This window comes from Campylobacter concisus ATCC 51562, from assembly GCF_000466745.1.
GTDB lineage: Bacteria > Campylobacterota > Campylobacteria > Campylobacterales > Campylobacteraceae > Campylobacter_A > Campylobacter_A concisus_B.
In genome coordinates this window covers 15,904-28,233 of the sequence record NZ_ANNI01000007.1, presented here as the reverse complement: position 1 = coordinate 28,233, position 12,330 = coordinate 15,904, and the positions used below count along the sequence as shown (strand labels likewise).

Genomic DNA, 12,330 nt, shown 5'->3' with positions numbered 1-12,330 from the left:
TCAAATTTTTACTTATTTTACTATAAAAATCATGAAGTTTGTCATTAAGAATTAAAAAGATGGTGCGCCCGAGAGAATTCGAATCTCTGACCTTTTGAACCGCAATCAAATGCTCTATCCAGCTGAGCTACGAGCGCACAAGAAAGTTAAGTCGAGATATTAGCCAAACTTTCCTTAAAGAAAAATTGTATTCATTTTAATTTTATAACTGTTTTAGTAAAATCCGATAAAAACAAAAGGAGTAAAAATGAATGATTTTTTCGATAGTTTAAAAGAGATAAAAAAAGAACTTACTAAAGAGCAAGGTGAGATCAAAAAAACTCAAAAAGAAGCCGTTTCTCATACAAAAGAAGAGGCGATCTTGTATAAAGAAAATAAGCTAAAAAACGAATTTGCAGAGTACATTAAAGGCCAAGATATAAGAAAAATATAAATTTGGAATGCTTATTGCTAAAACATGTAATATTTTATGTGGAGTAGGCAATGAAAGTTACGCAAACATTAGAATCTCTAAGCATTTTAACTGATAATGACACTTTGTTTCGTGAGCTTAGAGATATGATAAGCAGAAATTTTACAAAAATTTTATCTAATAAAAATAAGGTTATTTCGTTTTACGAAGAGAGCGAGATCCCACAACGCAAGTGCTTTTTAAAATTTATAAAAAAACTTTATGAAAAGCAAAGCGATGATAAGCTTGATATTCGTTTTGCAAACTATAAAACCATAAAACTTGGCTTTGTTCAAAAAAATACTCTAACTCCAGTCATTAGCCTAAATGTAAATTTTGTAAAAAATGAAGTCAAATTTGAACTAAAAGATACACTTTGCAGAGATTTTGCTAGCTACATCAGTGAGAGTCTAGTAAAAAGCAATGTTGCTTTTAGCAAAAATGATGATTTTTTAAACATCACCATCTCAAATGACAACGACATAAACACATTAAACAAACTGCTTTACAAAAGAAGCTATCCAAAATTTAGCGTAAATTTTATCTATGATGAAAAAGACTACAAAGCCTTTAAACAAGGCATAAAAATAAAAAGCTCATCTAAATTTGTAAGCAGATTTTCTGTGCTTGCAAATTTACTTGAGGAAAATTTTGGGATTTTGGGTTGTAAAAAAGATGATGACTTTGAAACTATCAGGCAGAGCTACCTTTCGCTCGTAAATATCTATCACCCAGACAGGCACGCCAACAAAAATCCTCTCATACAAGAAGAATACGCAAAGAAATTTAAAAATATTCAATCTGCTTATGAGAGCCTAAAGCCATACTTTAAAAATCAAGAAAATTTTGTGATGGTTGGCTAAAGCACAGCTTGCCACGAGGGCTGTTAAATGGAGAAAAAATGAATGGTGAAATGTTTAATATATGCGCCATTATTGTTGCCGTAAAGCAGGCCATAAAGTCAAATTCTCCTATCCTGTATAATGGCACTAGCTACGAAAATAGTATAAATTTTCACTTTCTCTCAGGCCATAGGGCAAATAGCGTAAATGAGTGGTTTGAGTACACATTAAAACTTGGATTGAGCGATGTAAGACTTACTGCAAATTTAACTGGCTCATCAGATGAACGTTTATTGCTTAGCTTTTCAAACTCTACCGCAAAATCGATCATTTGTATTTTTAAAGAGCACATGAGCTGCTTCGTGCCCTACTGGAAATACAACAAAGATCAAAGAGACTGGGACATAATATATAAAGAATTTGGTCTTGAAAAAGATGTAAATTTAGAAAATTTTAGCGACAACACAGAGGCTTTTATGGCCATACTTACCAAGATAGCAGCCTTTGCAGATGAGATAGAGTGTGAGAATTTTGGTGAGTGTTTTCGCAGGGCATTAAAATCACTTAAATTTCCTAGTAAGGATGATCAAAAGATATTTAATGCACCGCTTATGCCAAAGAAAAATTTAGCCCTTTTTGCTACGGCAAGCTTAGCTGATGTCTTTGGCGGTATGGGCTCTTGGAATGACGATGCAGCGGGCATGGCACAATATAAAAAACGTGGCAAAGAGTACGAAGAGCTTAGTAGCGAACTTTTTGCACAGATGCGCAAGGCCATACTTTTTGCTGTAAATGAGTGGTAGTTAGCCGTTTATCTGATAGACTCTTTTTCGCTGGCTTGAGCTTCCGATATTTAGGATTTTGCGGTATTTTGTGATGGTTCGGCGAACGATTTGGATGTTAAATTTAGCTTGTATAAGCTCTTGGATTTTTAGATCAGAAAGTGGCTTTTTGTGATCTTCGCCTTTAATGAGCTCTAGTAAAAATTCCTTTATTGCAGCGTTTGAAGTCTCATCGTCAAAGCCAGTTGCGAAGAAATTTTTAAGCGCGACCGTGCCTCTTGAGCAGCTTAGATATTTGTTTGCGATCGCTCTTGAGATGGTTGAAGGGTTGCGTCCAAGCTCGTCAGCTAGGTCTTTTAGCTTCATAGGCTTTATGTCGCCACCCAAAAAGTAGTCATACTGATACTCAACTATCATGAGCCCTATCTTATAAAGCGTCGCCTTTCTCATCTCAAGGGCGTCTATAAGCTCGCTTGCCTCTTTTATGCGCGAGCTTACAAAGGCCTCTTTCTCGTCTAATCCCTCGGTATCAACCAAAATTTCTGGATAGTACTCATCATTTATCTGCACACTTATGCCACTGCTTGTGCTTAGCACGAAGATATCAGGCACCGCCTCTTTTTCATCTTCAAGATACTCAATGGCCGGGGGATTTTTAAATTTTTTTATGATCTTTAGCGCGTCGTCGTAAAATTTAAGCTTTCTAAGCTTTTCTATATTTTCAAAATTTAAGATGATCTTTTTTGCGCACTCTATGATCTCATTACTCGCCTCTGCCTCGCTTAGCTGAAACAAAAAACTCTCTTTGACATCCTTTGCACCCACGCCACAGGGCTCAAGGTAGGCAAATCTCGCCCTAACCCGCTCCACTTCGCTCTCGCAAAAATCAGCAAAAATTTCATTATCATAGGAAAAATAGCCCTCATCGTCTAAGCACTCGATGATTTTATACGCGATATCTTGAGACTTTTGCGTGGGGAAAAGTGGTGGATTTATCTGGCTAATGAGCTTTTCATAGAGGCTTTCTTTATAGATGCTTAAAGCCTCGATACTCTCGCTAACCGAGTTTTTGCTAACCTGCTCGAAAAAATTTCGCTTTTTCTCGTTTTTTTCTAAATTTTTATGCTCAATTGTGGCAAATGGGTTCTCTTTTATGAAAGGTTCAAGCGTCTCTTTTAGCTCATCAAGTCCGCTTTGAAGTATGGGAAGCCAGCTTCTTAGCGTTTGGTTTAGTTTGATCTTTGGCGCTAAAGTTTGCTTTTGCCTTAGCATCATCTACTCAAGCAGCTTAAATTCTTCGCCAAGATAGTGCGTTCTTACAAGCTTATTGTTTGCTACTTCACTCGCACTGCCACTTGCTAGAAGTGAGCCATCTTTGATGACATAAGCTCTGTCGCAAATGGCTAGCGTCTCACGGACGTTGTGATCAGTTATCAAAACGCCGATGCCTAGCTTTTTAAGGTCTCTAACGATACTTTGGATGTCGCTAACTGCGATAGGATCGACGCCTGCAAATGGCTCATCAAGCAGCAAAAATTTTGGCTTTATGATGAGACTTCTAGCGATCTCACAGCGTCTGCGCTCGCCGCCACTTAGACTAACACCCTTTCTTAGGCGAATAGGCTCGATGTTTAGCATATTTAGCATCTCATTTACTCTTTTAGAGATCTCTTCTTTGCTTTGATTTAAAATTTCAGCCCCAAGGAGCAAATTTTCTTCGACGCTTAGCTCTTTAAATATGCTTGACTCTTGCGGCAAATAGCCAATACCAAGGTGCGCTCTTTTGTGAAGTGGGACGTTTGTGATCTTTTCGTCATTTAAAAAGACATCTCCGCTAGTTGGCGAGATCAGCCCGCAGATCATATAAAAAGTGGTCGTCTTTCCAGCGCCATTTGGCCCAAGAAGCCCCACGACTTCGCCACTATTTACCTCTAAAGATATGCCTTTTATGATCTCACTTTTCTTAATCGTCTTTTTTAGATCTTTTACTTCTAGTTTATGCACTTATAACCTCGTATTTTCTGCCATTTTTGCTAGGAGAAATTTTTACTAACGTATAGCTCTCGCCGTTTTTCTTTAGAGCTTTTTCTAAATTTTCATCGCCCCACTCTACTAGATGAAGCCCCTCTTCAAATAAATTTTCAAAAAGGCCGTTTTTTGCCATCCCGTCAAATCCGATCTGATAAATGTCGTAGTGGTAGATATCTTTACCATAAATTTGCATCAAAGAAAACGTAGGCGACGTCACACTCTCTTCTATGCCATGAGCCTTGATGATCGCCTTTACAAGCGTCGTTTTACCACTTGCTAGATCGCCACTTAGTAGCACCACGCCACTTTTTGGCAGCACCCGCACAAGCTCATTAAGCTCATTTTCTAAAAGCTCAAAAAACATCAAAGCTCTTTTACATATTCGCTTTGAGCGCTTTTTGGTATGCTTTTTGTAGTTGGGATCGCTAGCACCTCGTATCTCGCCTCACGAGCTAGAAATTTTATAGTGATAACGTCGCCGATCTTTACATCTTTTGCTGCTTTTGCCTGCACGCCGTTGATGCTCACAACGCCGCTTTTGCACATATCTTCGCTAACGGCACGCCTTTTGGTGATATTTACTACGTTTAAAAATTTATCTACTCTCATGCGGCGGATTTTAACAAAAATAGCCTTAAATTTTTAATCCTTTAGATATTTTAAAAGCTCTTTTAAATTTAGAGGTATGACGCTGCCATGGGTTTCATTTTTAAAAAGCTCAAAGTGAGAATTTACGCCACTTTGTTTTAAAATTTGGGCTAGATCGCTCGCCTTTAAAATGCCAGCTTTGTCTGTTTTGCCCTTTCTCTTTTCAAGCTCGCCAACGCTGAGAAAGACAAATTTAGCCTTTAGTTTCTCTTTAAATTTACCCTCGCTCAAATTTCGCTTTAAAATTTCAGACTCGCCCCACCAAAGAGATGGCGAAGCGATAAAGAAATTCGAAAATACACCATCATTTTTAAGCAAAGCATAAAGCGTAAAAAGGCCGCCAAAAGAGTGTCCATAAAGGCTCTTTTGGCTACCTTGCACGTTAAATTTCTCATCGATTAGCGACACTAAATTTTTAGTTAAAAAGTGGTAAAACGCATCTGCGCCCCCACCTTTACTAAACTCCTCACCCTCTGCCTTTGGCGTGAGGTCTCTTGTGCGTTTTTCTACCTCGTAACTTTTGTCTGTGTCATATCCTATGCCTATTATTAGTGGTGCAGCCTTGCCATCAAATTCATTTAAAAGCATGTTAAACTGGGCGTTTGCATCAAGTAAGAAAAGCACATTTTTAAACTCATTTTGCCCCTTTAGCTTGGCTGTAAAAATTTTATAAATTTCATCATTTGCACTCATTTTAAAGGTTGAAATTTCAAATTTACTAGCAGCTTTTTGGCTAAGTGGCTCAGGCGTTTGGCTAGGTCCTGCGTGCAAAGTCTGCGTCACACCAAGCGTAAAAAGCAAAAATTTAAACGCTCTTACCATTTTGCAGCGACCTTAAACCAAAATCTCCTGCCCTCTTGTGGATACCAGTAGTAATTGCCGTCGTCTGCTAGCGCCTCATCGTATCTTATTTTATCAAAGATGTTGTAAGCATTTAGGCTAAGCGTTAGGTGCTTGTTCGCATCCCAGCTTACGCCTGTATCAAATGTGAGTAAATTTTTATTATTTTCACTCACTTTATTGCCAGGGCCAAATTTCACACTAGTAAGCTTACTCTCATAGTTTGTGGTGAAGAATGTTTTTACACTCTTGATTGGTTTATAAGCAAGTGTTGCATGAAATGCATGCTCTGGGGTTGCTGTTAGGCTTTTTGCATCAAGTCTACCAAGATTTGTCTCACTAAATTTCATAGGGCCTCTTGGCGTATTTATAGTTGGGTTGCCGGTTTTTATCTTTGACTTATTATAGGTGTAATTTGAGCTTAGATTTAAGTTTGAAAGGATGTCATAGTCGCCACTTAGCTCCACTCCCCAAACGGTCGCACCCTCAATGTTAAAGTAAGTTCCCCAGCCAGGGCAAGTAACGTCTGGTGCATTTGTGCAAGTACCAAAAGCTGGAATTCTATTTACATTACTGCCGTCGGTATCTAGGATCTTGTCTTTAAATTCATTTTTAAAAAACATTACCGAGCCTCTAAAATCAGCCTGATTGTCATAATATGCACCAACTTCATAAGTTATGCTTTTTTCTGGCTTTAGATCTTTGTTTCCAAAATCAACTATTCTCCAAGCATTTTGAATAGTGCCTACTTCTGGAGAAATTTGATTGACATTTGGCGTTTTATAGCCAGTTGCTACGCCACCTTTTAAGCTTAGCGTATCTGTGGCGTTATAGACTAGGTAGGCTCTTGGCGAGAGGTGATTACCAAAAAATTCGTTGTGAGTGAGTCTTGAGCCAAGCGTTAAAAATAGCTTCTCATCTAAAATTTGCCACTCATCCTCGATAAATCCCGCATGCTCACTCATTGAGTAACTTTTTGGATTTCTAAGACCATTCCTTGAGGCGTTTGAGACGATGAAGGTCGTACCAACATTTTGTTTGCTAAAGTCATAGCCAAAAGTTAGTGCGTGAGCACCAAGAAAGGTTGTAAATTTTGAATTAAAGTTGTGATTTTTGGCTTTTGCAGGTATGAGGCTGTCAAAAAGGCTCGTTCTTTGTGTCTCATCATAAATGTAGCTAAGATCGGCATTTAGATTATCAAATTCGCCAAGATAGCCCACGCCATAGCTCTTTTTCTCATAGTCATAGGCGTTTAGAAGTCTGTTTGTTCTAGTAGTGGCTGACTTTCCAATAGTTCTTGAGTAATCATGCCTTTCATTTGAGCCAAGGATGAAAAATTTATTGTGCTCGTCTGGTGTGATCCAAAGTTTTGCGCTTAAATTTCTCTTATCGCTCTTTTGATATCCGCCTTTATAGTTGTCCTCATCTCTTAGTTTTTTATAGCCCCAAAGCTGGAGTGCAAAAAGGTCTTTATAGAGAGGTAAATTTAGATAAAAGTCGCCTTGCCTGCCATCGCCTATACCTTTATGAGTGTTTATCGTGGTTGAGATGCCGACATTGCCACTAAATTTTGAAAAATCTTTTTTAGTGATGATATTTATCACGCCACCAACTGCGTCGCTACCATAAAGCGAGCTCATAGGACCACGGATGACCTCTATACGCTCGATCGCCTCGGCTGGTGGGATGAAATTTGAGTTCATATCCCCTGCTCCGCCCTTTGGATTTGCGCTACTTGAATTTACTCTTTTACCATCAATTAAAACTAGCGTTTGAGACTTCTCCATACCACGTATCGAGATACCACTAGCTGCTCCGTCTTCGCCACCAACGACATTTACGCCTGGCACTTTTTGGGCGATAGATTGGAGCGAAGTAAAGCTATCTTTTGTAAGCTCATCGCCGCTTATCACGCTTATGCTCGCAGGAGCTTCTTTGATCTGCTGCGAAAAGCCACTCGCACTTACTACAACACCATCAAGCCTTGTTTCGTTATTGTCTTTATGCTCTGCTCCAAAGAGCGAATTTGTCACACAAACACTAAGGCAGATGGCAATAAATTTTGTTTTTCTCACGACTATCCTTTTAAAAATTTAATTTGAAAAAGTTTGAAATTTAGCGAAGTATCTTTTAAAACAATATTAATTATCATAATTTTAAATAGTAAGCTTTTTTATAAAATTTTCTAAGAAAAAACTTACATTATTTATTAAATTAGTTTATTAAAAATTAATCAATTTAGGCTAAAATACGACCATTTTAACAAAAGGAAGAGCTATGAAAAAAGACGTAAAAAAAGTGGTTTTAGCATACTCTGGCGGACTTGACACAAGTATCATTTTAAAATGGCTTCAAGATGAATATAACTGCGAAGTAGTCACATTTACAGCTGACATTGGCCAAGGCGAGGAGCTAGAGCCTGCACGCAAAAAAGCCTTAGCACTTGGTGTAAAGCCTGAAAATATTTTTATAGAAGATTTAAGAGAAGAATTTGTACGTGATTATGTGTTTCCAATGTTTAGAGCAAATGCCATCTATGAGGGCGAGTATCTGCTTGGCACTTCGATAGCGCGCCCACTAATAGCAAAACGCCAAAGCGAGATCGCAAGACTTGTTGGCGCTGATGGCGTGAGCCACGGAGCAACAGGCAAAGGCAACGACCAAGTTCGCTTTGAGCTCGGATATTACGCACTTGGTGACAACCTAACTATCATCGCTCCATGGCGTGAGTGGGATCTAAACAGCCGTGAAAAGCTCTTAGCATACGCTGAGAAAAATGGCATAGATATCACCAAAAAACCAGGCAAAAGCCCATACTCAATGGACGCAAATTTACTTCACATAAGCTATGAGGGTCTAGTGCTTGAAGACCCAAGCCACGCACCAGAAGATGATATGTGGAGATGGACAGTAAGTCCAAAAGATGCTCCAGATAAGAGCGAGATCATCGAGATCGGCTATGAAAAAGGTGATCCAGTGAGCATAAACGGCAAAAAAATGAGCCCAGCTGAAATTTTAACCGAGCTAAACCGCCTTGGCGCAAAACACGGTATAGGCAGACTTGACATCGTAGAAAACCGCTCAGTTGGCATGAAGAGCCGCGGCTGCTACGAAACTCCTGGCGGCACGATAATGCTAAAAGCTCACAGAGCGATAGAGAGCATCACACTTGACCGCGGTGCGGCTCACTTAAAAGATGAGATCATGTCAAGATACGCCGAGCTAATTTACAACGGCTACTGGTGGTCACCTGAGCGAAATATGCTTCAAGCTCTCATCGACAAAAGTCAAGAGCACGTAAATGGCTCTGTTAAAGTTGAGCTTTATAAAGGCAACGTGACTATCCTTGGCAGAAACAGCAAAAATGACAATCTATTTAGCGAGGCATACTGCACATTTGAGGAAGACAGCGTGTATGATCAAAAAGATGCAGCTGGGTTTATCAAGCTAAATGCACTTCGCTTCATCATCGCACGTAAAAATGGGCGAAAATTTTACTAAAAAATAAAATTGAAAAAGGAAAGAAATGAAAGTATTATTAATAAAAGATGTTAAGGCGCTTGGAAAAGCTGGCGAGATAAAAGAGGTAAAAGATGGCTATGGCAATAACTTTTTAATCGGCAAAGGCTTTGCAAAAGCAGCCACTCCAGATGTCCTTCGCCAATATGAAGCGGCTCAAAAGAGAAAGGCTGAAGAGCTAAAATATGAGATCGCAAATTTAGAAAAGCTTAAAGAAGAGCTTGAAAAAGTGACAGTCGTCATCAAAAAAACCCTTGGTGCAAATGGCTCGCTTTTTGGCTCGGTCTCAAAAGAGGAGATCGCAGCAGAGCTTGAAAAAACTCATCATTTAGTTGTCGAGAAAAAAGCGATCGACATGGATACGCATCTAAAAGCAGTCGGCCTTTATGACGTTCATGTAAAGCTCGGACACTCGATAAATGCGAATTTAAAGGTTGATGTGCAAGGAGAGTAGATGTTTCATGCGACAACCATCTTAGCCTACAAAGGCAAAAATAAATCTGTCATCGGCGGCGACGGACAAGTGAGTTTTGGCAATACTGTCTTAAAAGGCAATGCCGTTAAAATCCGCAAAATTCACAACGGCAAAGTCCTAGCTGGCTTTGCTGGTAGCACTGCTGACGCGTTTAATCTTTTTGATATGTTTGAGAAAAATTTAGAGCATACAAAGGGCGATTTGCTAAAAGCGGTTATAGAATTTAGTAAAGAGTGGCGCAAAGACAAGTATCTAAGAAAGCTTGAGGCGATGATGCTTGTGCTTGATAGGGATAAAATTTTCTTACTTAGTGGCACTGGAGATGTTGTAGAACCAGAAGATGGCAAGATAGCAGCTATCGGAAGTGGTGGTAACTACGCACTTTCAGCGGCCCGTGCCTTAGATAAATTTGCCGATATAGACGAAGAGGAGCTAGTCAAAGAGAGCCTCAAGATCGCCGGCGAAATTTGCATCTATACAAATACGAACATCAAAACTTATGTTTTAGAATAAGAGAGAAAATGAACTTAACACCAAGAGAAATTGTTAAATTTTTAGATGACTATGTGATCGGTCAAAAGGACGCCAAAAAGATCATAGCGATTGCACTTCGTAACCGCTATCGCCGTATGAAGCTTGAAAAGAGCTTGCAAGATGACATCATGCCAAAAAACATTTTGATGATCGGCTCAACTGGTGTTGGTAAAACTGAGATCGCAAGGCGTCTTTCAAAGATGATGGGACTGCCATTTATCAAGGTTGAAGCTAGCAAATATACCGAGGTTGGCTTTGTTGGTCGTGACGTTGAGAGCATGGTAAGAGACCTTGCAATGGCCTCATATAATCTCGTAAAAAACGAGCAAAGCGAGAAAAATCAAGATAAAATCAACGCCTACATCGAAGAAAAGATCGTCTCAAAGCTACTTCCACCACTTCCAAAAGGTGCGAGTGAAGAGAAACAAGCAGAGTACGCAAAGAGCTATGAAAAAATGTTAAATAGACTAAGAAACGGCGAGCTTGACGAGCTAAGTATCGAGATCGAGGTGCAGCAAAACCCACTTGAAGCTGGCTCAAATGTGCCACCTGATATGGCGCAGATGCAAGAGAGCTTTATAAAGATAATTGGCATCGGCGGTAAAAACATCAAAAAAGAGATGAAGGTAAAAGACGCTAAAAAAGCTCTTCAAAGCGAAGCAAATGATAAAATTTTAGACCTTGAGAGCATAAAAACTGAGGCTTTAAGAAGAGCTGAAAACGAAGGTATCATCTTTATAGACGAGATCGATAAAGTAGCCGTTGGCTCAGGTAGCTCAAACAGGCAAGATCCTAGTAAAGAAGGCGTACAAAGAGATTTACTACCTATCGTTGAAGGCTCAAACGTAAATACTAAATTTGGAAATTTAAAGACAGATCACATTTTGTTTATCGCGGCTGGTGCCTTTCATATAAGCAAACCAAGCGATCTCATCCCAGAGCTTCAAGGCCGTTTTCCACTAAGAGTGGAGCTTGATAGCCTTGATGAGGACGCGCTTTATCAAATTTTAACTCAGCCAAAAAATTCGCTTTTAAAACAATATATCGCACTTCTTTCAACTGAAAATGTCGAGCTAGAATTTGACGATGAAGCGATAAAAGAGATAGCAAGGATCGCTCACGCAGCAAATGAAAAGATGGAAGACATCGGTGCTAGACGCCTTCATACGGTGATCGAGCGCGTGATAGAAGATATCAGCTTTGAAGCTAGCGAAAAGAGCGGCGAGAAGATAAATGTGACAAAAGAGCTCGTAAAAGAGCGCCTAAAAGACGTGGTTGAGAATCAAGATCTAGCGAGGTACATACTTTGAAATCAGGCTTTGTTAGCATCATAGGACGCACAAATGCTGGCAAAAGCTCGTTTTTAAATGCTTTGTTAAACGAAAAGATCGCCATTGTTTCGCACAAGCAAAATGCAACCCGCAGAAAGATAAATGGTATAGTAATGAACGGTGAAGATCAGATCATCTTCACCGACACACCTGGACTTCACGAGAGCAACAAGGCGATAAATCAATTACTAATTAGCCAAGCAATAAAATCGATGGGAGACTGCGATCTTATCGTATTTTTAGCGCCTATTCATGATGATACAAGTGACTATGAAAAATTTCTAGCTTTAAATCCTGAAAAACCACACATCTTAGTGCTAACAAAAGTCGATGAGAGCTCAAACGCAAAAGTGCTTGAAAAGATCACTAAGTATCAAAAATTTCAAGATAAATTTACAGCTTTGCTTACCTTTAGCACCAAGCAGCCAACCTATAAAAAGCCGCTTCTTGATGAAATTTGTAAGCTTTTGCCAGAGCATGAGTATTTTTACGATCCGGAATTTCTTACTTCAACAAATGAAAAAGAAATTTTTAGAGAATTTATACTTGAAGCGATCTATGAAAATTTAAGCGATGAGGTCCCATATCTTAGCGATGCGATCATAAAAAGCGTAAAAGAAAAACCTGGCATAACTGAAATTTATGCGAGCATCATCACTGAGCGTGAAATTCATAAAAGTATGATCATCGGTAAGAATGGTGAAACGATAAAACGAATAGGAATTTTTGCAAGAAAGTTAATACAAAATTTAACCGGATCAAAGGTCTTTTTAAAGCTCGATGTAGTCGTTAAAAAAGGCTGGAGTAAAGAAGAAAAGAGCCTTAATAAAATAATTGGTTATTGATTTTTTATTGTAAAAATATTAAAATACAGCCC

14 protein-coding genes and 1 tRNA gene are annotated in these 12,330 nt (G+C 39.0%); 8 read left to right on the top strand and 7 right to left on the bottom strand.

The genetic code is table 11. From position 1 onward, the window contains the following. Positions 1–60 precede the first annotated feature (60 nt). Positions 61–137, bottom strand: a tRNA-Arg gene (locus ATCC51562_RS05920). 110 nt (positions 138–247) lie between these two features. On the opposite strand from ATCC51562_RS05920, the gene ATCC51562_RS05915 reads away from it, so the two are divergent. From ATCC51562_RS05915 to ATCC51562_RS05905, 3 genes are read left to right on the top strand one after another with little or no spacing between them, the layout of a single operon-like run. Beyond that, complete coding sequence (locus tag ATCC51562_RS05915) at positions 248–433, top strand: hypothetical protein (protein WP_021091395.1); 186 nt, start codon at positions 248–250, stop codon at positions 431–433. A gap of 50 nt (positions 434–483) precedes the next feature. Beyond that, entirely contained in the window at positions 484–1,314 is an 831-nt protein-coding gene (locus tag ATCC51562_RS05910) for an adenylosuccinate lyase (protein ID WP_035167469.1), read from the top strand. A gap of 38 nt (positions 1,315–1,352) precedes the next feature. Then, complete coding sequence (locus ATCC51562_RS05905) at positions 1,353–2,096, top strand: hypothetical protein (protein ID WP_021091306.1); 744 nt, start codon at positions 1,353–1,355, stop codon at positions 2,094–2,096. Here the strand turns inward: ATCC51562_RS05905 and ATCC51562_RS05900 are convergent, their stop codons facing one another. The 6 genes from ATCC51562_RS05900 to ATCC51562_RS09550 are packed head-to-tail and all read right to left on the bottom strand — an operon-like array spanning position 2,097 to position 7,669. Further along, complete coding sequence (locus ATCC51562_RS05900; RefSeq protein ID WP_035167494.1) at positions 2,097–3,347, bottom strand: RNA polymerase factor sigma-54; 1,251 nt, start codon at positions 3,345–3,347, stop codon at positions 2,097–2,099. It abuts the gene before it with no gap. A gap of 3 nt (positions 3,348–3,350) precedes the next feature. Then, positions 3,351–4,079, bottom strand: coding sequence for an LPS export ABC transporter ATP-binding protein (gene lptB, locus ATCC51562_RS05895; RefSeq protein ID WP_009293825.1), 729 nt, complete (start codon positions 4,077–4,079; stop codon positions 3,351–3,353). Further along, positions 4,072–4,470, bottom strand: coding sequence for a tRNA (adenosine(37)-N6)-threonylcarbamoyltransferase complex ATPase subunit type 1 TsaE (tsaE, locus tag ATCC51562_RS05890; RefSeq protein ID WP_021091333.1), 399 nt, complete (start codon positions 4,468–4,470; stop codon positions 4,072–4,074). The genes lptB and tsaE overlap by 8 nt, the downstream gene beginning before the upstream one ends. After that, positions 4,470–4,715: an RNA-binding S4 domain-containing protein gene (locus ATCC51562_RS05885; protein ID WP_002940508.1), complete on the bottom strand. Its 246-nt coding sequence runs from the start codon at positions 4,713–4,715 to the stop codon at positions 4,470–4,472. Before ATCC51562_RS05885 ends, tsaE begins: the two co-directional genes overlap by 1 nt. A gap of 33 nt (positions 4,716–4,748) precedes the next feature. After that, on the bottom strand, positions 4,749–5,576 hold the full coding sequence (locus tag ATCC51562_RS05880) for an alpha/beta hydrolase (protein WP_021091344.1): 828 nt from the start codon (positions 5,574–5,576) through the stop codon (positions 4,749–4,751). Continuing rightward, the gene (locus ATCC51562_RS09550; RefSeq protein ID WP_021091321.1) at positions 5,570–7,669 is read right to left on the bottom strand and encodes a TonB-dependent receptor domain-containing protein; all 2,100 of its coding nucleotides are present in this window, start codon (positions 7,667–7,669) and stop codon (positions 5,570–5,572) included. Before ATCC51562_RS09550 ends, ATCC51562_RS05880 begins: the two co-directional genes overlap by 7 nt. A gap of 202 nt (positions 7,670–7,871) precedes the next feature. On the opposite strand from ATCC51562_RS09550, the gene ATCC51562_RS05865 reads away from it, so the two are divergent. From ATCC51562_RS05865 to era, 5 genes are read left to right on the top strand one after another with little or no spacing between them, the layout of a single operon-like run. Beyond that, a complete protein-coding gene (locus tag ATCC51562_RS05865; RefSeq protein ID WP_021091295.1) occupies positions 7,872–9,095 on the top strand; it encodes an argininosuccinate synthase in 1,224 nt (407 codons plus the stop codon). A 25-nt stretch (positions 9,096–9,120) separates the two neighbouring features. Next, positions 9,121–9,567 carry a 50S ribosomal protein L9 gene (gene rplI, locus ATCC51562_RS05860; RefSeq protein WP_021091415.1) on the top strand — a complete coding sequence of 149 codons (447 nt, stop codon included), beginning with the start codon at positions 9,121–9,123 and terminating at the stop codon, positions 9,565–9,567. Next, complete coding sequence (gene hslV, locus ATCC51562_RS05855) at positions 9,568–10,101, top strand: ATP-dependent protease subunit HslV (RefSeq protein ID WP_021084582.1); 534 nt, start codon at positions 9,568–9,570, stop codon at positions 10,099–10,101. A gap of 8 nt (positions 10,102–10,109) precedes the next feature. After that, a complete protein-coding gene (gene hslU, locus ATCC51562_RS05850; RefSeq protein WP_021091311.1) occupies positions 10,110–11,432 on the top strand; it encodes an HslU--HslV peptidase ATPase subunit in 1,323 nt (440 codons plus the stop codon). Then, positions 11,429–12,298, top strand: coding sequence for a GTPase Era (gene era, locus ATCC51562_RS05845; protein WP_021091341.1), 870 nt, complete (start codon positions 11,429–11,431; stop codon positions 12,296–12,298). The genes hslU and era overlap by 4 nt, the downstream gene beginning before the upstream one ends. Positions 12,299–12,330: the final 32 nt, after the last annotated feature.

Excerpts from the sequence above, each read along its gene's own strand:
- ATCC51562_RS05910 (WP_035167469.1), top strand. The coding sequence starts at position 484 with ATGAAAGTTACGCAAACATTAGAATCTCTAAGCATTTTAACTGATAAT.
- ATCC51562_RS05880 (WP_021091344.1), bottom strand. The coding sequence starts at position 5,576 with ATGGTAAGAGCGTTTAAATTTTTGCTTTTTACGCTTGGTGTGACGCAG.
- ATCC51562_RS05900 (WP_035167494.1), bottom strand. The coding sequence starts at position 3,347 with ATGCTAAGGCAAAAGCAAACTTTAGCGCCAAAGATCAAACTAAACCAA.
- ATCC51562_RS05915 (WP_021091395.1), top strand. The coding sequence starts at position 248 with ATGAATGATTTTTTCGATAGTTTAAAAGAGATAAAAAAAGAACTTACT.
- tsaE (WP_021091333.1), bottom strand. The coding sequence starts at position 4,470 with ATGTTTTTTGAGCTTTTAGAAAATGAGCTTAATGAGCTTGTGCGGGTG.
- hslV (WP_021084582.1), top strand. The coding sequence starts at position 9,568 with ATGTTTCATGCGACAACCATCTTAGCCTACAAAGGCAAAAATAAATCT.
- hslU (WP_021091311.1), top strand. The coding sequence starts at position 10,110 with ATGAACTTAACACCAAGAGAAATTGTTAAATTTTTAGATGACTATGTG.
- rplI (WP_021091415.1), top strand. The coding sequence starts at position 9,121 with ATGAAAGTATTATTAATAAAAGATGTTAAGGCGCTTGGAAAAGCTGGC.
- ATCC51562_RS05885 (WP_002940508.1), bottom strand. The coding sequence starts at position 4,715 with ATGAGAGTAGATAAATTTTTAAACGTAGTAAATATCACCAAAAGGCGT.
- ATCC51562_RS05865 (WP_021091295.1), top strand. The coding sequence starts at position 7,872 with ATGAAAAAAGACGTAAAAAAAGTGGTTTTAGCATACTCTGGCGGACTT.
- ATCC51562_RS05905 (WP_021091306.1), top strand. The coding sequence starts at position 1,353 with ATGAATGGTGAAATGTTTAATATATGCGCCATTATTGTTGCCGTAAAG.